The sequence below is a fragment of the Methyloversatilis sp. genome, from assembly GCF_030696805.1.
GTDB lineage: Bacteria > Pseudomonadota > Gammaproteobacteria > Burkholderiales > Rhodocyclaceae > Methyloversatilis.
Map to the genome: position 1 here is coordinate 1 of NZ_JAUYRO010000002.1, position 23345 is coordinate 23345.

Here is a 23345-nt window from a genome sequence, read left to right on the forward strand (position 1 = left end):
AGATCCAGGCGCAGTGTGCGCTCATGCGCAAAATGCTCACCGGCATCTGGGCTTGCATCCGCAACAACACACCCTTCAATTCCGCGTCACTGTTCTCAAATCCCTCTACAGTGACTTGACGGCAAACGGAGTATCTACGAAAGGCAGGCCGCACAGCGGTTTTCGTAGGAGCCGTTCCACGGGCGGCGAGCCGTGCTCGCCGAGATCCCCGCTCCGCCCCCGCAGGCGATTCCGGTCGTAAACGTGCGATTCGCGTGTCTTACTTGCGGCGCAGCAGGAAGGCAAATTCCTTGTTTGCGTCGCTGCTTTCGAGCAGCGTGTTGCCGGTCTGGCGTGCAAAGGCTTCGAAGTCGCGCACCGCACCGGGGTCGGTCGCGACCACACGCAATACCTGACCGCTGCTCATTTCGGACAGCGCCTTCTTCGTGCGCAGGATGGGCAGCGGACAGTTCAGGCCGCGCGCATCGAGTTCCTTGTCGAATTCCATGTCTGCTCCGGTCGCTCGGGTCGCGATGAAAGTAGATCGAGTCTACACCTGTCGGCCCGAGCCGGTGTTCACAGCCCGTCGCGCTTGAGTTCGGCCAGCTTTTCACGCAGTTCGCGCAGCCGCGCGTCGACGACAGACTGCTGATAGAAGTCGCCATCGGCGGCGCGCTGAGCGATTTCGAGCTGCTCGATTGCCGCCTGATACTGGCCATTGAGCGCGTAGGCCTCGGCCTGCGAGCGATGCTGCGCCAGCCGCTGGTCGAGCAAGGCATGGCTGCGGGCCTGATAGCGATACAGGCGCGGGTCCTGCGTGTAGGCCAATACCTCGTCATTGATCAGTGCGAGTGCTTCGGCCGCGCGCCGGTCGGCGAGCAGCGCCTCGATCAGGCCGTAGGTGAGCGCGCGCGAACGCGAACGCTTCAGGCCGTCGCGAAAGCGCTCGACGGCGCCCTTCGCATCACCCGATTCGAGACTGATCAGGCCGGCAAGGTTGTCGAGCATCGGCGACTCGAAGCGCTCGGCGCGCAGGCCATCCACCTCTTGCTGCGCACGGGCGAAATCGCGCTTGCGCAATGCAGCATGTGCCAGCCCGAACCGCGTGGCGAGCCGGATGCTGCCTTGCACGTCGCGCAAGCGGTTGTCGAACTCGGCCAACGCCTCCCTTGCATCGCCTTCGTAGGCCCGCAGCTTGGCGCGCACCAGCAGAAAATCGAGGCTGTCCGGCACCTGCCGGTAGGCGGTTTCCTCGATGCGCGCGCTGGCGTCGGTGATGCGTTCGACGGTCAGCGGGTGGGTGCGCAGATAGGCCGGCGAATTGCTTTCATAGAAACGCGCCGAACGCTGCATGCGTTCGAAGAAGGCCGCCATGGCTCGCGTGTCGAAGCCCGCGCTGTCGAGCATCTGCAGGCCGATGCGGTCGGCTTCACGCTCGAAATCGCGTGTGTAGGCAAGCTGCGACGCGACGGTCGCCGCCTGCCCGGCAATGAGGGCGCCCTGCGCGACCTGCGAGTTACCGCGCGCGGCCAGCACCGCAATGACCAGCGATGCCAGCGCAAGGATGGTCGATTGGCCACGATTGGAGAACTGGCGCGCGATATGGCGCTGTGTCACGTGCGAGATTTCGTGCGCAATGACCGATGCCAGCTCGGATTCGCTCTGCGCGGTGACGATGAGGCCGCTATGCACGCCGATGAAGCCACCCGGCCAGGCAAAGGCGTTCAGGCTCGGATCTCGCAGCGCAAACAGTTCGAAGTCCTGCGTCGATCCGGGCAGCTTTTCGGTGAGCCGATCGGCGAGGTGATTGAGATAGCCGTTGATTTCCGGGTCATCGATGTACGCGCGCTCGCGCACCCGCATGTCGCGCCATAAAGCAAGGCCGATGCGGTTCTCCAGTGCGGGTGACAGGTCAGCCTGGGCCGAATCGCCCAGATCGGGCAGCGGCTGCGCGGGCACGGACAACGGCAGCACAAGCAGCGCGACGACGACGGCACGCAGCCTGCGGCGGGTGAAGAAGTGACTCATGGCGATGCTATGATAACGAAGCAAAGTGAACGATCGTTCGGTTCCGGTACGCTGGCCTGCTTCGTAGCCGGGACGGGCCACTGAACAACCGGCAGCGCGCCCGGCAACCGCAGGGTGTCATCCGCCATGTGACGCGGGCATCGCCAGACAATCATCCTCACCCATTCACGCCTACGCTCCCGATGTCATCGATTCCGGTTGGTTCGCACGCACTGCTGCTGATTGAAGACGTGCCCGAGGATGTGAAGCTCATCACCACGGCACTGCGCACCATCGTGCCGGCCGACCAGATCAAGGTCGTACCGTCGGGCGAGGAAGCGCTCGACTACCTTTTCGGGCGCGGTAACTACGCAGGACGCGACACACGTTACCAGCCTGCCCTCATCATGCTGGACCTCACGCTACCGCGCATCAATGGCATGGAAGTGCTGCGTCTGGTGCGCGCCGACCCGCAGACGCACGTCTTGCCGGTAGTCGTCGTGTCGGCCTCCTCGCAGCAGCGAGACATCCGCACCGCGGCCCAGCTTGGCGCCAACAGCTTCGTCCGCAAGTCGCTCGACTTTGTGAGCTTTTCCGAAACGCTGACGCTGCTCGCGCGTTACTGGCTCGAACTGAACATCCAGCCGCCGCATCCGTCGGCGATGGCGCGCTGAGGCCACGCCCATGAGTGCCGACAATCCCCTTATCCCTCAGCAGACATCGCTGACCCATTTCGACGCCGAAGGCCAGGCCCACATGGTCGATGTCGGCGACAAGGCGCTCACCGCGCGCGTGGCGCGCGCCGCCGGGTCGATCACCATGCTGCCGGCCACCTTCGAACTGGTGCGCGACGGCACGGCGAAGAAGGGCGATGTACTGGGCGTGGCGCGGATTGCCGGCATCCAGGCTTCCAAGCGCACGTCCGATCTGATTCCGCTGTGCCACCCGATTGCACTGACCAAGGTCAGCGTGGCATTCACGCTCGATGCAGCCGGCAGCGCCGTGCATTGCGAAGTCACCGCACGCACCACCGGGCAGACCGGCGTCGAAATGGAAGCGCTGACTGCAGTCAGCGTGGCCCTTCTGACCATCTACGACATGTGCAAGGCGGTAGACCGCGCCATGCAGATCGGTGGCATCCGCCTGCTGGAAAAGGCCGGCGGCAAATCCGGGCACTGGCAGGCCGACTGAATCGCGCCGCGCCGCCGCAAGGTGACGAAGCCGAGGCTTTTCGTTCTACCATCGTCCTCTTCCGGGCAGTGACGCCCGATGCGACAGGACAGTCATGGGCCGGGAAACGGAACTCAAGCTGGCGCTCGCCGAACACGGATGGCGGGCCTTTTCGCGGCACCCCTTGCTTCGCCAGGCGATCGCCGCGCCGCAGACGCACACCTTGCGCAACCTCTATTTCGACACGCCGGATTTCCGCCTGCGCGAGCAGCGTGCCGCGCTGCGGCTGCGCCGCGTCGGCAGGCGATGGCTGCAGACGGTGAAATGCACCAGTGCTGCCAGTGCCGGCCTCTCCTCCCGCCCGGAGTGGGAACAACCTTTTACCGGCCTGTTCGATTTTTCGCAGGTGGATGACGCGGCATTGCGTCGGCAGCTTGAAGGCATGCGCGACCGCGGCTTGCTGGCGCAGGTGTTCGAGACGAATTTCGAGCGGCGCGAGTGGCGCTTCGCTGCAGGCGACGGCGAACTGCTGCTGATGGCCGACCGCGGCATGATCGAAGCAGCCGGGCGGCGCGACAGCATTTCCGAACTGGAACTGGAACTGGCCGGCGCGCCGATCGAAGCGCTGCTCGACCACGCCGACACATTGGTGCGCACGCTGCCGCTGCGCGCCGAATCGCGCAGCAAGGCACAGCGCGGATACGCGCTGATCGAAGACAAGGCGTGTCAGCCGGTGCGTGCCACGCGTTCGCCGGTCGATCCGCACGGCGGCGCGCGGCAAGCCTTCCGCGCGGTCGCGCAGGACTGCATCCAGCACTATCAGTCCAACGAAGTTGGTGCGCTGCAGTCCGATGCGCCGGAATTCATCCACCAGATGCGGGTGGCGCTGCGCCGCCTGAGAAGCGCGCTGCGTCTGTTCGCGCCGTCGTTGCCCGACGGCATGGTGGCCGATCTCGCATTGCCGCTGCGCGCGCTGGCCGGTGATCTCGGCGAGTTGCGCGACCGCGACGTACTGCAGTCCGAACTGCTTGCGCCAGTGCTTGCGCACAACGCTGACGATAATCTGCACGCACTTGATACGGCACTGCATGCCACCCGGCAGCAGGTGCGCGACCGCGTGCAGAAAGCGCTGCAGGACGGCCGGCAAGCCAGACTGATGATGGCGCTGCTGCGCGCGCTGCACGAACTGCCGCCGGATGACGACGGCGATCTGCGCACGCTGGCTCACAAGCGACTCGCCCGCGCCCACGCGCGCATGGTCGACGGCTGCCGGCACGCATCCGACGGCGACATCGCGGCATTGCATGCGCTGCGCATCGACATCAAACGCCTGCGCTATGCGATCGAGTTCTTCTCGCCGTTGCTTGGCCCGCGCAAGACAAAGCGGGCGATCGGCGCGCTGATGCAGGCGCAGGAAGATCTCGGCTTCCTGAACGACCTGAGCCAGGCCGGCCCGCGCCTGCTCGCCGCCGCCGGCGACGACCCTGACCTCGTGGCGGCCGTGGCGCTGATCGCACGTCATCACCGGTCGCGCTACCGCAGAATCGTCAGCGACGCGCCGAAACTGCTAAAACGCCTGTCGCGCATGCCTTTGCCGCGCTGACATCGGCGTGAATTCATTCCACTGTCACGCCCGGCACGCACACTGTTGCGCGCCCTGAAAATGATGGAGGAGACAGACATGGAATTGATACTGTGGCGCCACGCCGAAGCGGTCGACACGTTGCCCGACGCCACGCGCCGCCTGTCGAGCCGGGGCGAACGCCAGGCCGCGCAGATGGCCAATTGGCTCAAGCCGCGACTGCCGAAGCAGACGCGCATTCTGGTCAGTCCGGCCACCCGCTGCCAGCAGACCGCACAGGCGCTCGGCCTCGATTTTGAAACGTCCCGCCTGTTGTCGACCGACAACTCGGTCGCCGACCTGATCGCCGCCTCCGAGTGGCCGACCGGCGGCGGCGCCGCACTCATCGTCGGCCATCAACCCACGCTCGGCCAGCTCGCCGCGCTGCTGCTGTCCGGTCAGGAAGCGGACTGGACGGTGAAGAAGGGCGCGGTATGGTGGTTCAGCAACCGGGTGCGGGACGGGGAGACGCAGACGGTGTTGCGCTTGAGCATTTCGTCTGAAGCGACGGAAACAAGCTGAACGACGCAAGTTGGGCGCCTGCCTTTTCGCACTGCTGGCGAGTGGCCCGGGGGACTGAACTGAGTTCGCCGTAATGAGGTCCAGCGCCGCAATGTTCTTGTTCCTGGATCACCGGCGTGGAATCTTCCAGCGCCGCATGCCGCTGCCGCGGGTTGCATCAGCCGCCGCCGTTCGACCAGCCAGCCCGGGCCAGAACCATTTTTCGGCTCGCCTCGACTAGTCCCAGCCCGGGAAGATCACACCTTGCAGCCAGAAGCGCGGCTGATACATCGGGACACCGGTCGCAGCAAGGCTTTCAGCCTCCCATTCGAGGAATCGCGACAGTTCGGGCCACATCAGGAATAACTGCGCGGCAGCAAGTGACAGGATGCCAACCGAAAGATAAAAGTGGCTGCCAGGCAGCCCGTTTCCAGCCGGCAACTTCTGTTCGAGCTGTAGCGAACAGAGCATGGCGCAAACCAGAACGAAACATACCTGCGAAAAGGGCATGATCAGAATGCCGTCCACCTGGGCTTGCGCAAGTCCGCCCACGATGACCGCAAGCAAGGCAAGGTGCAGCGGATCCCTTCCATCTTGGCTGATCGCGCGCCGAATCTGCAGCAGCAGCATCCGTGCAATCAGCGCAGCAATCGCGCATGCCAGCGGAATCCCCCATTCGTACGCAATCTGGAGCAGCAGATTATGGGGATGCCGCGCATAGGTATCGTCGGTTATAGCGTAGGACATGGGTCCGTTACCGAGCCAGGGTCGTGCCTCGATGCCGTCCAGTGCAAACAGCCAGAGAGTGCCCCGGCCCGAAGAATGCGCGCCTTCCAGCGCACGGCCCACGCCTGGCAGGGCTGTCTGGATACTTCCAGTCATCCACGGCAGCAGCACGAACATCGCCGTGTAGGCAACAGACCCTATTGCGATACAGCGTATCAGTCGCAACGCGAACGCCCGCCCGCCCTTTCCGCAAACAGCAACTACGGCTATCGCAAGCGCCAGAGCAATCCACGTCCCGCGCGTACCGGATGCCAGTGCGAACGATACCCATGCGCCCATCGCAACATCGAGCACCCACGGCGAACGCGTGAGCGCGGCGAGGCGGTCGCGCGCCAGTACTACCATCGGGAGCGACAAGGTTACCCAGTGACCGAAGAAGCGCTGGTTCGAAAAGCCGAAATAGAATTCCTGGGGGTGGAACGGCAAACCTTCAACAATGACGGCAGCCCAGCGTGGGAGCATCAGAACCAGATAACACACTGCGACCCCGGCATACACTTGCGGCAGGGCAGATTCCGGACGCTCACGGAGCGATGTCGTCCATACGGAGAACAGGGCGAGCAGCAGAATCAGGTGAACGGATTCAATCAGCGCCCAGCGACCACTGGCCAGCCCGAATCCCAGCATTGCTGCGACCACAACCATCCAGCGCCACGAGACGGCGTATCTGAGCTTGAAGGAATGGAATCCTGCAACCACGAACAGGGCCCATTGGCAGATGCGCTGCGCGTCGTGTTCTGAAAGCCCGGTTGCGGGGAATACGAAGAGCGGTACAACGGAAAACAATAAAAAAAAGCTCCCGACCATCGGGAGCTTTTTTCCATGCAGGAACCCCAGCAACAAATCAGGTGCCTACGCCTGTCTTGGAGCGACCACAACCGGCAACCGGGGCGTTGCTCGCAACCCACCGAACCGTTGCCAGATTGGACGCTCCAGTAAGTAACACGCGGCAGGCAGGCGTACCCAACTGGCCCGCACCCGTAATCTGGATGGCCGGAGCGCCGCCTTCGCCAGCGATTACCGTCATCGAACCATTGTTCGTATTCACAGGATCAGCGTTTGACGGAAAGAAGCCATTCGTGTTCAGTTCAGGAATCGAGTCGCAGTCAGTCACGACTCCCCCACGATTCTGCAAGCATTCGCCGATCGCCATTTTGAGCGATCCAGCGCTGGAAATATTGTCCGACCAGCGCGCACGCGTCACGTAATCCTGATACTGCGGAATCGCGATCGCGGCCAGAATGCCGATGATGGCTACCACGATCATCAGTTCGATCAGCGTAAAGCCTTGTTGAACCTTCTTCATATCACTCTCCTGAAATTTGAACGGAACGGGCGCCTGTGCGCTCAGGGTGATATCGAGCAAGGCGGGTGCCAGCTTTAGCGATTTTTTACAAATGCTTGATTTACAGTATTTTTTATTTCCGCTTGTGCTGACACAGTCCGAAACAGATGCCTGCGTGCTGACGCGCACAGGCAGCATGTGACGCAAATTGTCAGTTCAGGGCTGGAAGCCGGGGATGGCCGACAGGTCGACGTCGTCGATCTGTTCCGGGTCGAGGAAGGTTTCGGCGTACTTGAGATACACCTTCTGGCGCACGAACACGTCGAACAGGTCGGGGTCGATATGGCCGTTCAGGCGGAACTTGCCGAGGATGTGCAGGGCTTCCGACAGCCGCATCGGGCGTTTGTACGGCCGGTCCTTCGCGGTCAGCGCCTCGAAGATGTCGGCGATGCCCATCACGCGCGCCTGCACGCTCATCTGGTCGCGCGCGAGCCCGCGCGGATAGCCCTTGCCGTCCATGCGCTCGTGGTGACCGCCGGCGTACTCGGGCACGTTGGTCAGGTGGCGCGGCCAGGGTAGTGCTTCGAGCATGCGTATCGTCGATACGATGTGGTAGTTGATGATTTCCCGCTCGGCGCCGGTCAGCGTGCCGGCGCGGATGGTCAGGTTTTCGACTTCTTCCTCGCTCAGGCAGGACCGTTCGATGCCCTGTGAATCGGTCCAGCGCCAGCGGCGGGCGATCGCGTGCACCCGCTCGACGTCGGCATCGCTCATGCGTTCGGAACCGATGTTGGCGTGATGCAGGAAGGCGCGGTCTTCGTCGATATCGCGCAGCCGGTCTGCACCGTGGCGTTCGATCTGGGCCAGCACGGCCGGCGTGGCATTGAGGCCGGCGGCAAAGCGGCTGTTGAGTGTGGCCAGTTCGATGTCGCGCCGGATCAGTTCGAAGCGGGTATCGATCAGTTCGATGCGGTCGAAAATGGTTTGCAGCTTGGTCGCCTTGTCGACCACGTGCACTGGCGTCGTGACTTTGCCGCAGTCGTGCAGCAGACCGGCAATCTTCAGTTCGTAGCGGTCGGCCTCGGTCATCGTGAAACCGGCGAGCGGGCCGTCCTGCGTGTCATTCACCGCTTCGGCCAGCATCATCGTCAGCGTCGGCACGCGCTGGCAGTGGCCGCCGGTGTAGGGCGACTTTTCGTCGATCGCGTTGTTGATCAGCGTGATGAAGGATTCGAACAGCGCTTCCAGCTGGCTCACCAACTGACGGTTGGTCAGTGCGATGGCGGCCTGCGAGGCGAGCGATTCGGCGAGCTGACGGTCCGAGCCGGAAAAGATCCCGACGGCGCCGGTGACCGGATGCACGGCGTTGATCAACTGCAACACGCCGATGACTGCGCCCTCATGGTTCATCATCGGCACGGTCAGGAAGCTGGTCGAGCGGTAACCGGTGCGCGCATCGAAGGCGCGCGTACCGGAGAAGTCGAAACCTTCGGCGCGATAAGCATCGGCGATATTGACCGTCTGCCCGTTCAGCGCGCTGTAGGCGGCCACCATGGACAGGTTGGGCGAGCCGTCGTCGAGATGCAGCGGCAACGGCGGAAACGAGATGGGCTTGCCGGTGCTGCCGCCCATCGCAATGCCCAGCGAGTCGGTACGCATGATTTCGAAGCGCAGGTGTTCGCCCGCTTCGTCGATGCGATACAGCGTGCCGCCATCGGCATGGGTGATGGTTTTGGCCGCCAGCAGGATCTTTTCGAGCAGCGCATCGATATTGCGCTCGTTCGACAGCGCGCTGCCGACCTCGTTGAGCTGTTCCAGGCGCCGCAGCAGATCGTCGAGCGTGTCCATGGCGTGCGTCCCGGTCAGCGGCCGTAGCCTATTTGATGCAGACCGCGCGAACCTGCTTCATGTCGGTCGCGCCCGACAGCACCTTTTCCATGCCGTCCATCTTCAGTGTGCGCATGCCTTCCTGCAGCGCGGTCGCCAGCATGGTGGCCACGCGTTCGCGCTCCTGGATGTGCTTCTTGATCGCGTCGGTACCGATCATCAGTTCGTGCAGGCCGAGCCGCCCGCGGTAGCCGGTTTCACCGCATTCCGCGCAACCCTTGGCGCGGTAAAGCGTGAAGCGGCCCTTGTCGTCGGCATAGGCTTTTTTCCATTCGTTGAAGATGCGTGCCATCGCACCTTCGGCATCGACCACGAAATCCGGCGTGTGGCGCATTTCCTCGCAGTACTCCTGCAGGAAGTGCTTCATTTCGTCGTCGCTCGGATGCCAGGCTTCCTTGCACACCGGGCACAGCCGCTTGGCGAGGCGTTGAGCCAGCACGCCGAGCAATGCGTCGGCGAAGTTGAACGGGTCCATGCCCATGTCGAGCAGGCGCACGATGGATTCCGGCGCGCTGTTGGTATGCAGCGTCGAAAACACAAGGTGGCCGGTGAGCGAGGCTTCGATGCCGATCGCCACCGTTTCCTTGTCGCGCATTTCACCGACCATGATCACGTCCGGGTCGGCCCGCAGGAAGGCGCGCATGATGGCCGGAAAGTCCAGCCCCGCCTTCTTGTTGATCTGTACCTGCCGCAAACCTTTCTGCGTGATTTCGACCGGATCTTCGGCGGTCCAGATCTTGGTTTCCGGCGTGTTGATGTGGCCAAGTATCGAATGCAGCGTGGTGGTCTTGCCGGAGCCGGTCGGGCCGCAGACGAAGAACAGGCCGTAGGGCTTGCTTACCGCGTCCTTGAGCCGGCCGAGATTGGCCGGCAGCACGCCAAGCTTGTCCATCGGAATCGGCTCGCCGGCGGCCAGGATACGCATTACCACGTCTTCCACCCCGCCGGCGGACGGGATGGTCGCCACCCGCAGTTCGATGTCGAGCGGACCGAACTTGCGGAACTTGATCTTGCCGTCCTGCGGTTTGCGACGCTCGGAAATGTCGAGATCGCACATGATCTTCAGACGCGTGACCAGCGCACTCCGGTAGCTGGCAGGCACCTCGATGTAGGGGTGCAGCGTGCCATCCTTGCGGAAGCGTACGTGGGTCTTGTCCTTGCCCGGCCGCGGTTCGATGTGGATGTCGGACGCGCCCTGCTGGTAGGCATCGATGATGATCTTGTTCACCAGCCGCACCAGTTCGTTGTCGGCGGCGGCGCTGACGTCGTCATTTCCTGAGTCCTGCGCAGATTCGTCCTCGCCCAGCATGTCCGACAGCAGGTCGCCGACGCTCGTTTCGTCCATCGTCGAGCCATAGAACTGGTCGAGCGTCTGCACGAATTCCTTCGTCGTGGTGACGCGGAACAGCAACTTCGATTTCGGAAAGATGTTGTTGACGACGCGCGCGCCCTTGACCTTTTCCGGGTCGAGCGCCATCACGACGATGCCGTCCTTGCCCTCTTCCACCGGTACCCACTGCTGTTCTTCGAGATACTCGCGCTTGAGATTCTTGATCAGGTCGAACGGCTTGATGCGCTCGGGCCGGAAGTGTTCATAGGCGACGCCGAAGAACTTGGACAGCGACGCGCCGATCGCCTGCTGCTTGACCTGGAAGTCGCGCGCCAGCACGTCTTCGACGTCGACGCCCTTGCGCCGCGCGGCTCGCGACGCCAGATCGAACTCCTGCGGCGACATGACGCCGTCGACCACCAGGTAGTCGTATTTCGACTTCACGACGTGGGTGACCCGGTTGCGCTGCTGGAAAGCGACCGCCAGCGTGTGCGCCATACTGAGCAAGCCCTCTTCGGCAAGTGCCGAGAAGGGCTGGCCGGACTTGTTGTTGATCAGCTGGACGACACCGAGCAGATCCTTCTTTTCCGGATCGAGGATGGGTGCGACCAGCATCTGCTTGGTGCGGTAGCCCGTCTTCTTGTCGACGCCGTCGAGAAACCGCAGGCTGGGCGAGTGCGACTTCAATTCTTCTTCGTCGTACACGTCCCGCAAATTAAGCAGGTTACGGCTCATGCCGACGAAACCGGCCACCGACTGCTCGGTCAGCGGCAACCGGAGGTCCTTGAAGGAATTGAGGCCGGTCTTGACCTTGGACACGATGGTGGACTTGTCGTCGCCCAGCACGTAGATGGTCAGACGATCTGCGTTGAACAGCGCAGAAATCTCCTGCGACAGCTCAAGCATGATTTCGTCGATGTTCGTGGTGGCGTGAATCTTCGTCGTGACGCCCTGAAGATTCTTGAAGAAGGCCAGCCGGCTCGATACATCGCTCATGGCGCCCAGATCACTCGCCGGCGGCAACACTGCACTCATTCGATCACCTCGTTTCCGCCGGCCGGCGCACCCCGCGCGACGGCGCCGCGCAGAGGTGCTGCCAGCCAGTCAGAAGTCGAAAACATGATTGTTGCGCAACATGCGCGGTTGGAGTGCGCCCAATGTTTCGGCGATCTCTCGCATGGTCATGATCATCTGGCTTGGTTTCAGATGCGTGATGTAGATCTCAGCAGGATGTTCGAGCTTCTGGAGCTCGCCCGCCAGCATGTCCGGGCATAGATGGCGCGACATCACCGCCAGTTGGCGGTCACGGTCAGGGAACGCGGTTTCGATGATGAGGTAGCGCAGGTCGGGCAGCGCGTTGACCGCCGACCAGAATTCGTCGCACACCGTGGTATCCCCGGAGAACGCCAGCGTGCCGCCCGCCGAACGCACGGCGTAGCCGACGGCCGGAACGGTGTGTTGCGCAGGGAGTGCCCGGATGGCGCGTCCACCCAGCTCGATCTCGTCGCCGACGCGCAGTTCGCGAAAGCGCATGAAGGGCTTTTCGGCAGACGGAATCTCGGTGAAATCGGGCCAGATCGACCAGTTGAAGATGTGGCGTCGCAACACTTCCAGCGTCGGACCTGTCGTCCACACGGTCAGCGGCGTGTCGCGCAGTTCGCCTACCGTGTCGACCATCAGCGGCAGACAGGCGATGTGATCGAGATGGCTGTGCGTGACGAACACATGGTCTATGCGCGACAGCTCGGCGATCGAAAGGTCGCCCACGCCCGTGCCGGCGTCGATCAGGATGTCGTTGTCCACGAGCAGCGAGGTGGTGCGCAAATTTGCACCACCAATACCGCCACTGCAACCGAGCACCCGTATCCTCATCAGTTCCTTATCCAGCAAAACACTACTTCGTTTCAAATGTCCGCACGCCGTCCCAGTCCTTGCCGGGCGGGTGACGGCGGTAGTCGGCAATCTGTTCGGCGTACTGCCGGTATAGCCCGCAGTCCGGCGCGATGCGTTGCAGGTTGTACAACGTCAGTTCGGCCTGATCCCACTCCTGGCCGCGGAACTGCCGCAACGCGAGATTCCACAATTTCAGTTCCTCGACCCGAGTGCGGTCGAATTCACTTTCGAAGGCGAGTGGTTCGAAAATCGACACCGGCTCGTCCTTGCCCTTCACCCGCACCCGGTCGATTTCGCGAAAAACGACATCCTTGACCGCACGTCGCGTAGCTTCGCCAACCAGTACGCCAACGCCGTATTGCTTCGTGAGCCCCTCCAGCCGGGACGCCAGATTCACCGCGTCGCCCATGACAGTATAGGCTTTGCGTACTGGCGACCCCATGTCTCCGACCGTCATCGGGCCGGTGTTCAAACCCACGCCTATCTTCAGTTCCGGCCAGCCTCGCGCCATCAGCGAACGGTTCAGATCGGCCAGCGCGGCGTGCATTCGCAGGGCCGCCGCCACGGCGTGCCGGGCATGTTCGGCGTCATCGACCGGCGCGCCCCAGAACGCCATGATGGCGTCGCCGATGTACTTGTCGAGCGTCCCACGCTGATCCTGAATCACCGCAGTCATTGCGCCCAGGTAATCGTTCATGAGCTGTGTCAATTGTTTCGGTTCGAGGCCTTCCGAAATGCTGGTGAAGCCCCGGATGTCCGAAAACAGAACGGTCAGCTCGGCATTTCGGCCTTCCATACTGTAGTGCTCGGGGTTGCGGCTCATTTCCTCGACCAGTTCGGGCGGCACGTACTGCCCGAACATGCGGGTGAATTGGCGCTTCGAACGTGACTCGAAAAAATAGCCATACGACATGTTGAGCGCGTACAGCCCGACCACGAGCAGCACCGATGCCGCCAGCGGCAGAACGAAGTCGGCAAACTGCCAGAAGGCGAAGTTCATGCCGATCAGTGCGAGCAGCGCGGCACCGGCCAGCAGCGTCGCGTTCTGTGGCGACAGCCGAGGCAGTGACCAGATCAGCAGGCCGCCGATCATGAGCAGCACGATCACATCGAAACCTGTGACGTACTGTGGGCGATGCTTGATGCGGCCATCGAGCATGCCGGCGATCAGGTTGGCGTGGATTTCCACCCCGGGATAGGTGCTGCCGACCGGCGTCGCACGCAGGTCGAGCAGCCCGGGCGCGGTGGTACCGAGCAGCGCAATCCGGCCTTTCAACGCATCGACCGGCGTGCGACCGGCGAGTACGTCCGCCAGCGAGTGGTATACAAAACTGCCTTGCAGGCCGCGATAGGGAATGAGCGCGGCAACGTTTTCATCGACCGGCACGCGCAGCGTACCCTTGCTGGTCGGCAGTTCCAGCCATTCGAGTCCGGCGTAATCACGGCCGGCCGAGGAGAAGAAGCCGCTATCGGCGTATCCAGGTGCCAGGTTCGGACTGCCCAGCAGCGTGCGGACGATGGCGAGCGACAGCGATTCGTAATAGGCCCCCTTGTGTTCCACCAGCATCGGAACACGCCGGTTCAAACCGTCGAAATCGGGCAGCGGATTGAAGTGTCCGGCACCGAGCGCTTCCTGCTGGAAGCGCGGCAGGTTGGCGCCAAAGCTGTTGAAGGTCGCGAACGCGATGTTGCGGCCGCGGAAGGTGCCGGCCGGCAAGACCGGTTCCGGCAGCGCGCCGCTGTTCAGACCGTCATCGCGATTGCCGAAGTAGTAGCCCAGCAGGACGGGTCGGTTTTTCAGGGAAGCCGCAAACCGCTGGTCGAAGTCGAGCTGCGGCCTCAGCGCGTCGAGCGATGCGCGGAAATCGGCGTTGTCGACCAGCACGCCTTGCGCGAGGCCTTCCAGCGCCTGCAGGCCCGAACTGGTGTCCGGTTCGGCGAAAACAACGTCGACGCCAAGCAGGCTGACGCCGTAGCGGTCGAACAGCAAGTCCATCAGCACTGCGAGCCGTTCCCGCCCCCATGGCCAGCGCCCGACTTCGGTCAGCGACTTTTCATCGATGTCGAGAATGACCACCCGGTCATCGACACTCCCCGGCATCGTCAGCGACAGCTTGGTGTCGTAGGCGATGTGATCAAGGTTGCCCAGCACCGGTATCTGGTACAGGCGGGCGGCATGGCCGAGCAGGATCAGCAGGAACAGCAGGCCGATACCGTAGCGCAGAGCGTTCTGGTTCATTGCACACGCCCGGCAGCACACCCCGATGCAGGCAGCGCCTCATCCGGCACATGCCCTGGAGGACGGCGGACGGCAGGCGCCGGACGCGGCAGCATGACAGGCTCGGGCGGGGAGTCGTCAGCGCTTGATGAAGAACTCCATCTTCACGCCAGCGATTTCGATCACGTCGTGATCCTCGAGCGGATGCGCCTGGGCGTCGAGCTGGCGACCGTTGACGATCGGCATGTTCGCGCCTTCGACGTGGGTGATGAAATAACCCTGAGGGCGACGTGTGATGACGGCGACCTGCAGCCCCGGTTTGCCGAGCGTGGTCAAGGTCTTCGTCAATTCAAGTTCGCGCCCGGCATTGGCACCGTTGAGAATCTGGATCGCACCGACCTGATTGGCGCTTGCGGCCGGCGGCGGCGGTGCCAGCGGAGGCGGCGGCGGTGGCAGGCCCGAGCCGCCTAGCGACGAACCGGCCGGCATCGACTGGCCGGGGCGGAAACCGGTCTGCGTATCGGTCTGGCTGCGCGCGGGTGCCGGTGCGGGCGGTGCATCGGTCGGCGCCTTGCGCATCATGTCCGGGCGCAACACCATGGTTTTTTCGAAATCAGGCGACTGCGCGACAGTCGGCGTTTCGTTGATGTACTTGAGCCGGTACTTGCCGAGCTCGACCACGTCGTTGTTCTGCAGGAAGTGCTTCTTGATCGGCTGCCCGTTTACATACGTGCCGTTCGTGCTGTTCATGTCCTCAAGGAAGGAATCGTTGAGGATGGTGACGATGACCGCGTGCTCACCGCTGATCGCAAGATTGTCGATCTGGATGTCGTTGTGCGGTTTGCGCCCAATGGTGGTGCGCTCCTTGGCGAGCGGCAACTCCTTGAGGACCAGTCCATCCATGCTCAGTATCAGTTTTGCCATTTTCCAGTCCCTTTACTTCAACCATGCGAGCAGGCGCGCAAGCAAGCCGCGTTCGGTGGCAGGAAAGGCCTGCAGCACCCTGACCAGTATCACCGACACATTGTCGCGTCCGCCGTTGTCGTTCGCCATCTGTACCAGTTGTTCGGCTGCCAGATCGAGGTTGGCGGACAACGCCTGAAGCGTGAGCGCGATGTCGTCGTTCTCGACCATGTCGTTCAGTCCGTCGGAACAGAACAGATATACGTCTCCGGGAACCACTTCATAGGTGTGTATTTCGGGCTCGACTTCCGGATCGACACCCAGCGCGCGCGTCACGAGGTTCTTGTTCTGGGACCGGCGAGCGTCCTCTTCCGTAATCATGCCGCTGTCGATTTGCTCCTGCAACAGCGAGTGATCACGCGTGACGCACTCGAAAGCGCCGTCGCGCAGCCGGTACATGCGCGAATCGCCGATATGCGCGACGGATATGTGATTGTCGCGGAATACAGCCATGACCAGCGTCGTACCCATGCCCGAATACTGCGGCTGGCTCTCGGCGGCCTGATAGATCGCGCTGTTGGCGCGGCCGATGACCGATTCCAGCAGTTGCGACACGCCGTGTTTCGCTTCCTGCAGACCCTGCGCAAGCTCCGCGCCGATGACCGCTGTGGCCATGCCGCTCGCCACTTCGCCAGCGTTGTAGCCACCCATCCCGTCGGCCAGTATCGCGAGGCCGACGCCGGGCTGCGCAAACACCGCGTCTTCGTTGTGGGTGCGCACCATGCCGGAATGGGTGCGGCTGACCATCTGCAGCGCCTGACCGAGATCCCAGGTCATGTCAGTACTGCCCGGGCGAGCAGATACACGGACACATCCCCTCCGGGGACGGCAGGTGGCGTGGGCATGCGGACTGTGTCATGTCAGATATCGAAATCAACTTGGGTGATGGATTGTGTCAGGTTGCCGGCGCAGGTACGCAGGTCGGCCGCCATGTCTCCACCCGACTGATAACGCGCCTCGACTTCCTTGGCGAGCGCGCGGTCGATGATGGCCGACAGGCAATCCGGAACGTCAGGGCGGATGTCACGGATGTCCGGATGTCCTTCGTTCGCAATGCGAAACATCAATTGCGCCATGGAATCGCCTTCGAAGGGCAGCTTGCCGCACACCATCTGGAACAACATGACACCCAGCGAAAACAGATCGGACCGACCGTCAATCTTCTTGCCCGCCAGCTGTTCCGGCGACATGTAGGACGGCGTACCAAGCACCATGCCGGTCTTGGTGCGTGACGAATCGGTGATGCGCGCGATACCGAAATCAGTCACCTTCACCTGGTCCGATTCCGGCTCGAACATGATGTTTGCCGGCTTCACGTCACGATGCACGACATTGTTGCCGTGTGCGTAGGCAAGCGCTTCGGCCACGCGAGCCACGACGTCCATCACTTTCGGCAGCGGCAGCAGCTGGCCCGGCTTGGTCTGCGGCACCAGATCGCGCCCCTTCAGGAACTCCATCGCGATGTAGGCGAGGTCGTGCTCTTCACCGGCATCGAAGATGGTGACGATGTTCGGATGATTCAGGCGCCCGGCAGTTTCGGCTTCGCGGAAGAAGCGTTCCTTCACGTCGGCCAGCTCTTCTTCGTCGAATTCCTGCGACAGGGCCATCGTCTTGATCGCCACGACACGATTGATCTTCGGATCGCGCCCGAGATAGACGACGCCCATGGCGCCCTTGCCCAGTTCCTTCTCGACCTGGTAGCGCCCGAGCATCGGCTTTTCGACCGTGCCGTCCTCGAGGATGCTGGTATTCGTCCGGCCACCGCCACCGCCACCGAGCATCACCGTTTCGGACATCGCCTTGGCGCGCTTCACCCGTGTTTCCAGATCGCGGAACTTCGGATTGAATTCCGCCATGTGGCGGAACACGCTTTCCGCCTTGTTGAACTGGCGCTTGCGTTCGAAATCGAGCGCCAGGTTGTAGAGGTTTTCCATCACCGCATCCGAAAGCGGTACCTGGCGGAACTTGTCCCACGCCATGTCGAGCTGCCCCTGGCCCTGGAAGGCCAGCGCCAGCATGCGGTTCGACTCGGCCGACTGTTCGTCGGACTTCACCTTGCCGCGCTCGGTCACCAGGAAGCGCTTGGTGGTGAGCAGCAGGTGGCCGACCAGCAGCAGTGCGGCCGGCAGCATCAACTGCAGCCAGACGAGCTGGCTGGTCATCAGCACGAAATGGGTCGCCAGCAGTGCAACGAAGATGGCAGCGGTGACGCCGGCACCCAGCCCGGCTTTCAAGCGCGGCAGCAGCACGATGAGGTAGAGCGCCACCAGCAGGAACACGCCGAACTCGGCCGCCACCGACCACGGCGGCGACACGAAGAAATGCTCCTGCAGGATGCTGGACAGGCCGTGCGCCATCACCTCCACCGACGACATGGCCGGCGATACCGGCGTGGCGTAGAAATTGCCGATACCCGGTGCGGTCTGCCCGATCAGCACGATGCGGTCGCGGTACTTGTCGAGCGGAATCTTGCCGCTCATGACGTCGAAGAAAGAATCGACCGGAAACGCCGGCTTGCCGCCTTCGCCGCGGTAATAAAAGCTGTACATGCCCAGACTCGGGTCGGTGGCCACGTTCAGCCGGGCCAGCGACACCGATTCGCCCAGCGTAACCTTGATGTCGGACACACCCAGATTCAGGCTCTTCGCCGCAATCAACAGCGGCAATGACGGGTACAACTGGTCGAAATGGGTCATCACCAGCGGATGCAGCCGCAGCCCGCCGTCGCGGTCGATCGACGGATTCAGGTGGCCGACCGCTGCGGTGACCGTTCCCAGCTGCTCGATGACGCCGGCCGATACATCCAGTGTCAGCGGCGGCAGGGGCTCGGTACCACTCACATTCGTCAGCGCGGTAGCGCGCACGAACTCCGGCAGAGGCTTGTCGGGGCGGCCTTGCGGCTCGCCGTCGAGGAACAGCATCGGCAGCGCCACATTGCCCGCCTTCTTCATGCTGTCGGCGAGCTGACGGTCAGTGTTCAGGGCCGCCTCGGCCTCGCGCAGGGTTGCGCCGAAAACATCCAGCGGATTGACGGCCTGCGCGGGTGGTTCAACGAACACGTCGCCTTCCGCAGGCGGTTCGACAGCCGCCGCTATTTCGATCTGGTCACGGGCCTGCTGCTCCAGTGCAAGCAACCGGTTGATATAGACAAGGCCCGGATCGAGTTGCGGCTCGGCGAAGAAGATCGTTGTACCGACCACCTTTGCCTGTGCCTCTGCCAGCTTGTCGATCATGCGGGCATGCACATCACGCGGCCATGGCCAGCGGCCGATGTTGTCGATGCTCTGCTGATCGATTGCGATGATCGCAATGCGCGGGCTGGGGCTGCGGTCGGTCGCAGCGACACCGACGTCATACGCCTTGCGTTCGAGGCTCTGGATGAGGTCGGTCTGGGTGGAGAAAAGGAACAGCAGGCTGATGATGACGCCCAGGAACCAATCCGTCTTCCATACAGCGGCTTTGGCCACGCTCACCCCCGAAAAATTGTGGCTTCCTGATTGCTGGATGCCGGTGACCTGCTTGTTGTTGTGTGATCTACCTGATTTTCCCGCCAAACCAAGTCTCGCGAGAAAACAGTCATCTGTCACATATTCTTGCAGTTCAGCCTCAACTCCGTCAAACGGGGCTTCAGCCTGCGCGGTGGAATATCACGCTGAACGCATTCAAATCGTCATGTTGCGGGGGCATCAGTACGGCAGTTCGCGCCCCAGGCCGGCAATCCGGGCCTTCTCAAGCAGGCGCGTTGCCAGCGTGAGGTCCTGGATGGCCATGCCCTGCGATTCGAACAGCGTGATCTGGTCATCCGACTGGCGCCCTGGCCGCATGCCATTGAGCAGTTCGCCCAGTTCCACCATCCCGTACTCCGCCAGTCGCCCTTTCTCGAGCGCCGGCAGCAGGTCACCGGATTCGCGCAACGCCGTCGCGCGCGAGTCGACGGCGACCACGGCAGCGCGGCGGATGACCGTTTCGTCGATTTCACGACGGATCAGCGCGTTTGATCCGGCGGCCGTCACGTGCGTGCCGGGCTTGAGCCAGCGCCCGTCGAACAGCGGCTCGCTGGCGGTGGTGATGGTTACCACGATGTCCGCCGATTTCACCATTTCCTCGGCACTGGCAGCGGGACGAACCGTACGGCCGAGCCGAACCGACTGCTCGGCGCAGAAGGCTTCGAGTTTGTCGCGCTTGCGGGCGAACACCTGAACCTCGTCCACTTCGCGTACCGCACACAGCGCCGCGATCTGGCTCTGCGCCTGCCAGCCGGCGCCGAAAACGCCTGCATGCTTCGATGCCGGATTCGACAGCAGGCGGGCCGCCACACCGCCGGTTGCGCCGGTGCGCATCATGCCGAGGTAGTCCGCTTCGATGACCGCCAGTGCGCGACCGGTAGCCGCGTCAAACAGATGGATCCAGAAGCGCGCTGCCTCGCGGCTGGTCGTGTAGCTCTTGTAGCCGATCACACCCAGCGGCAGCACGGCGCCGTGCAGGATGTGCAGCGCCGATGCCGGCGTGCGGCTGCGCGCGCGCGGCGTGTCTAAGGCCTCGCCGGTAGCGTGCCAGCGGTGTGCATCTTCCACCGCCGAAAGCGCATCCTCCAGGGTCAGCACCTGACGGATGTCGCTTTCGGTGAGGTAGAGCGCCATGGTCGGTTACTGGATCGGGTAGTCGACCGGCTTGTTGCGCGCGCCGAGGAACTTGCCGAGCGCGAGCACGAAAATCGCGCCGGCTATGCCGGCACCGTAGCGCACCACGGCAATCGCTTCCGGCGCCACCGTCTTTGACGAGGGCTCGATCAGCGGCAGATAAGGCGTGATCGCCGGGTCACCGACCGCCATGGTGCCGGCGATCCAGCCAAGCAGCATTGCACCGAACGTGATGATGACAGGGTATCGGCTCATGAGGCCGAGCACGATCTGGCTGCCCCACACGATGATGGGAATCGACACGACCAGCCCGAACACGACCAGTGCGAACTGGTGGTCGGCACCGGCGCCTTCGGCCGCGCCGGCAATCGCAATCACGTTGTCCAGGCTCATCACGAAGTCGGCCACGATGACGGTTTTCACCGCTGCCCACAGCTTGTCGCTGGGGTTGATGTTGGCGTGGTCGTCCTCATCATCGGCCATCAGCAGCTTGATGCCGATCCACAGCAGCAAGAGCGCGCCGATCAGCTTCAGGAAAGGGAGTTTGAGCAGCGTCAGCGCAAACATGATGAGCACGACGCGCAGCACCACGGCGCCGGCGGTGCCCCACATGATGCCCAGACGACGCTGCGCGGGCGGCAGCTTGCGGCAGGCCAGCGCGATCACGACGGCGTTGTCGCCGCCGAGCAGGATGTCGATCATGATGATCTGACCGACAGCGAGCCAGAACTCGGGAGAACTGAAATCCATGATGGTGGTGCATTCGAATTGCGGAAGCGCGGATTCTACCGGTGCGGCCGCATGACGAGCACAAATGAAAAAGCCACCGCCGAAGCGGTGGCCTTCATTGTCACGTCTGTCTGTCAGTGCGCCGGAATCAGAGCAGGTCTTTGAGCAGCCTGGCCATTTCCGACGGATTGCGTGTCACGGTGAAGCCGCACGCCTCCATGATTTCCAGCTTGGCATCGGCCGTGTCGGCACCACCGGAAATCAGCGCGCCGGCGTGACCCATGCGTTTGCCGGCCGGGGCGGTGACGCCGGCAATGAAACCGACGATGGGCTTCTTCATGTTGGCCTTGCACCACTCAGCCGCTTCCGCTTCATCCGGACCGCCGATTTCACCGATCATGATGACCGCGTCGGTGTCCGGATCGTCGTTGAACAGCTGCATCACTTCGATGTGCTTCAGTCCGTTGATCGGGTCACCACCGATGCCGACTGCGCTCGACTGGCCGAGGCCGATCTCGCTCAGCTGACCGACGGCTTCGTAGGTCAGCGTGCCGGAGCGGCTGACCACGCCGATGCGGCCCTTCTTGTGAATGTGGCCCGGCATGATGCCGATCTTGATTTCGTCCGGCGTGATCAGGCCGGGGCAGTTCGGGCCGAGCAATCGCGTGCGCTTGCCGCCAGCGGCTTCCTTGGCCTTCATCCGGTTGCGCACCATCAGCATGTCGCGCACTGGAATGCCTTCGGTGATGCAGATGACGAGATCGAGGTCGGCTTCGACCGCTTCCCAGATCGCCGCCGCCGCGCCCGGGGGCGGCACGTAGATGACCGACACCGTTGCGCCGGTGGCAGCCTTCGCGTCAGCGACCGTGGCGTGGATGGGGATGCCTTCGAAGTCCTCACCGGCCTTTTTCGGATTGACGCCGGCGACGAAGCAGTTCTTGCCGTTCGCGTAGTCGCGGCACATGCGGGTGTGGAACTGGCCAGTCTTCCCGGTGATGCCCTGGGTGATGACCTTGGTGTCCTTGTTGATCAGAATCGACATGTGTTGTGTTCCCCTCAGTGTCCGGCCACGGCGGCCACGATCTTCTGTGCCGCATCCGCCATGCTGTCGGCCGAAATGATGGGCAGGCCCGAATCCTTCAGGATCTGCTTGCCCAGGTCTTCATTGGTGCCCTTCATGCGCACCACCAGCGGCACCGTCAGGTGCACTTCGCGCGCCGCGGCGACCACGCCGGTCGCAATGGTGTCGCAGCGCATGATGCCGCCGAAGATATTGACCAGGATGCCGCGCACATTGGGATTGCGCAGCATGATCTTGAACGCCTCGGTCACCTTCTCGGTCGTGGCACCACCGCCGACATCGAGGAAGTTGGCCGGTTCGGCGCCGTACAGCTTGATCACGTCCATCGTGGCCATGGCCAGACCGGCGCCATTGACCAGACAGCCGATGTTGCCGTCCAGCGACACGTAGGACAGATCGAACTTCGACGCCTCGATTTCCGCCGGATCTTCTTCGTCCAGATCGCGGAAGGCCACGATGTCTTCGTGACGGTAGAGCGCGTTCGAATCGAAATTGAACTTGGCGTCCAGCGCCTTGATATTGCCGTTGCCTTCGAGAATCAGCGGATTGATTTCCGCCAGCGAGGCATCGGTTTCCATGTAGCAGGTGTAGAGCTTCCTGAAGGTATCGATCGCCTGGGCCTGCGACGCCGCCGGGACGCCGATGCCGTCGGCCAGCAGCTTGGCCTGCGCATCGGTCAGTCCGATCAGCGGATCGACGAACACCTTGATGATCTTCTCCGGCGTGTTGTGGGCGACTTCCTCGATGTCCATGCCGCCTTCGCTGGACGCCATCAGCGCCACCTTCTGGGTGGCGCGGTCGGTCAGCGCGGCAACGTAATATTCCTTCCGGATGTCGGCGCCTTCCTCGATCAGCAGGCGGCGCACCTTCTGGCCAGCCGGGCCGGTCTGGTGGGTCACCAGTTGCATACCCATGATCTGATTGGCGAATTCACGTACTTCGTCGAGCGACTTGGCCACCTTGACACCGCCACCCTTGCCGCGGCCACCGGCGTGAATCTGCGCCTTCACCACCCATACCTTGCCGCCCAGCGACTCGGCCGCTGCCACTGCCTGATCGGCTTCGAAGCAGGGCACGCCCCGCGGGGTCACTACACCAAAACGGCGCAATACCTCTTTCGCCTGATACTCATGGATCTTCATGCGTATTCCTCGCCTTGTTATCCGCACTGTTGCTGGAATGCCTGCCCGGCGCGTTCCACCGGACAGGTCCTTCAGGCACGGGACGCCGGTTGGCGCACCATCCAACGGGGCGG

The 23345-nt window shown here is 62.9% G+C and carries 19 protein-coding genes; 4 read left to right on the forward strand and 15 right to left on the reverse strand.

What is annotated here, in order from left to right; all coding sequences use genetic code 11:
* Positions 1 to 259: 259 nt before the first annotated feature.
* Together Q8R75_RS00045 and Q8R75_RS00050 are read right to left on the reverse strand one after the other, a co-directional pair.
* Positions 260 to 487 carry a sulfurtransferase TusA family protein gene (locus Q8R75_RS00045; protein WP_069039466.1) on the reverse strand — a complete coding sequence of 76 codons (228 nt, stop codon included), beginning with the start codon at positions 485 to 487 and terminating at the stop codon, positions 260 to 262.
* A gap of 68 nt (positions 488 to 555) precedes the next feature.
* Positions 556 to 2007 (reverse strand): M48 family metalloprotease, encoded by a 1452-nt coding sequence (locus Q8R75_RS00050; protein ID WP_305626948.1) that lies wholly within the window; start codon positions 2005 to 2007, stop codon positions 556 to 558.
* A gap of 182 nt (positions 2008 to 2189) precedes the next feature.
* Between Q8R75_RS00050 and Q8R75_RS00055 the strand changes: the two genes are divergently transcribed.
* The 4 genes from Q8R75_RS00055 to Q8R75_RS00070 all read left to right on the forward strand — a co-directional run bounded on the left by Q8R75_RS00055 (position 2190) and on the right by Q8R75_RS00070 (position 5299).
* Positions 2190 to 2660, forward strand: a complete 471-nt coding sequence (locus Q8R75_RS00055; RefSeq protein WP_069039464.1) for a response regulator — start codon at positions 2190 to 2192, stop codon at positions 2658 to 2660.
* Positions 2661 to 2670: 10 nt separating this feature from the next.
* Positions 2671 to 3177 (forward strand): cyclic pyranopterin monophosphate synthase MoaC, encoded by a 507-nt coding sequence (moaC, locus tag Q8R75_RS00060; RefSeq protein WP_305626950.1) that lies wholly within the window; start codon positions 2671 to 2673, stop codon positions 3175 to 3177.
* A 94-nt stretch (positions 3178 to 3271) separates the two neighbouring features.
* Complete coding sequence (locus tag Q8R75_RS00065) at positions 3272 to 4759, forward strand: CYTH and CHAD domain-containing protein (protein ID WP_305611990.1); 1488 nt, start codon at positions 3272 to 3274, stop codon at positions 4757 to 4759.
* 78 nt (positions 4760 to 4837) lie between these two features.
* Positions 4838 to 5299 carry a histidine phosphatase family protein gene (locus Q8R75_RS00070; protein ID WP_305611989.1) on the forward strand — a complete coding sequence of 154 codons (462 nt, stop codon included), beginning with the start codon at positions 4838 to 4840 and terminating at the stop codon, positions 5297 to 5299.
* A gap of 216 nt (positions 5300 to 5515) precedes the next feature.
* On the opposite strand, the gene Q8R75_RS00075 is transcribed toward Q8R75_RS00070, so the two are convergent.
* The 13 genes from Q8R75_RS00075 to sucC form a co-directional block, all read right to left on the reverse strand.
* Positions 5516 to 6904, reverse strand: a complete 1389-nt coding sequence (locus tag Q8R75_RS00075; RefSeq protein WP_305611987.1) for an O-antigen ligase family protein — start codon at positions 6902 to 6904, stop codon at positions 5516 to 5518.
* Between the two features lie 4 nt (positions 6905 to 6908).
* Complete coding sequence (locus tag Q8R75_RS00080; protein WP_336623609.1) at positions 6909 to 7547, reverse strand: prepilin-type N-terminal cleavage/methylation domain-containing protein; 639 nt, start codon at positions 7545 to 7547, stop codon at positions 6909 to 6911.
* An 18-nt stretch (positions 7548 to 7565) separates the two neighbouring features.
* The gene (locus tag Q8R75_RS00085) at positions 7566 to 9197 is read right to left on the reverse strand and encodes an HD domain-containing phosphohydrolase (protein ID WP_305611985.1); all 1632 of its coding nucleotides are present in this window, start codon (positions 9195 to 9197) and stop codon (positions 7566 to 7568) included.
* Between the two features lie 28 nt (positions 9198 to 9225).
* Positions 9226 to 11601 (reverse strand): GspE/PulE family protein, encoded by a 2376-nt coding sequence (locus Q8R75_RS00090; protein WP_305626953.1) that lies wholly within the window; start codon positions 11599 to 11601, stop codon positions 9226 to 9228.
* Positions 11602 to 11670: 69 nt separating this feature from the next.
* Positions 11671 to 12438: a 3',5'-cyclic-nucleotide phosphodiesterase gene (locus tag Q8R75_RS00095; RefSeq protein WP_305611981.1), complete on the reverse strand. Its 768-nt coding sequence runs from the start codon at positions 12436 to 12438 to the stop codon at positions 11671 to 11673.
* A 22-nt stretch (positions 12439 to 12460) separates the two neighbouring features.
* The gene (locus tag Q8R75_RS00100) at positions 12461 to 14698 is read right to left on the reverse strand and encodes an adenylate/guanylate cyclase domain-containing protein (RefSeq protein ID WP_305611979.1); all 2238 of its coding nucleotides are present in this window, start codon (positions 14696 to 14698) and stop codon (positions 12461 to 12463) included.
* A gap of 117 nt (positions 14699 to 14815) precedes the next feature.
* A complete protein-coding gene (locus Q8R75_RS00105) occupies positions 14816 to 15601 on the reverse strand; it encodes an FHA domain-containing protein (RefSeq protein ID WP_305611977.1) in 786 nt (261 codons plus the stop codon).
* 12 nt (positions 15602 to 15613) lie between these two features.
* Positions 15614 to 16387: a Stp1/IreP family PP2C-type Ser/Thr phosphatase gene (locus tag Q8R75_RS00110; protein WP_305611997.1), complete on the reverse strand. Its 774-nt coding sequence runs from the start codon at positions 16385 to 16387 to the stop codon at positions 15614 to 15616.
* A gap of 113 nt (positions 16388 to 16500) precedes the next feature.
* On the reverse strand, positions 16501 to 19113 hold the full coding sequence (locus tag Q8R75_RS00115; RefSeq protein ID WP_305626956.1) for a serine/threonine-protein kinase: 2613 nt from the start codon (positions 19111 to 19113) through the stop codon (positions 16501 to 16503).
* Positions 19114 to 19326: 213 nt separating this feature from the next.
* Positions 19327 to 20280: an ornithine cyclodeaminase family protein gene (locus tag Q8R75_RS00120; RefSeq protein ID WP_305612215.1), complete on the reverse strand. Its 954-nt coding sequence runs from the start codon at positions 20278 to 20280 to the stop codon at positions 19327 to 19329.
* A gap of 6 nt (positions 20281 to 20286) precedes the next feature.
* The gene (locus Q8R75_RS00125) at positions 20287 to 21030 is read right to left on the reverse strand and encodes a TerC family protein (protein WP_305612214.1); all 744 of its coding nucleotides are present in this window, start codon (positions 21028 to 21030) and stop codon (positions 20287 to 20289) included.
* A gap of 127 nt (positions 21031 to 21157) precedes the next feature.
* The gene (gene sucD / locus Q8R75_RS00130) at positions 21158 to 22051 is read right to left on the reverse strand and encodes a succinate--CoA ligase subunit alpha (RefSeq protein ID WP_305612212.1); all 894 of its coding nucleotides are present in this window, start codon (positions 22049 to 22051) and stop codon (positions 21158 to 21160) included.
* Positions 22052 to 22065: 14 nt separating this feature from the next.
* The gene (gene sucC / locus Q8R75_RS00135; RefSeq protein WP_305612210.1) at positions 22066 to 23232 is read right to left on the reverse strand and encodes an ADP-forming succinate--CoA ligase subunit beta; all 1167 of its coding nucleotides are present in this window, start codon (positions 23230 to 23232) and stop codon (positions 22066 to 22068) included.
* Positions 23233 to 23345: the final 113 nt, after the last annotated feature.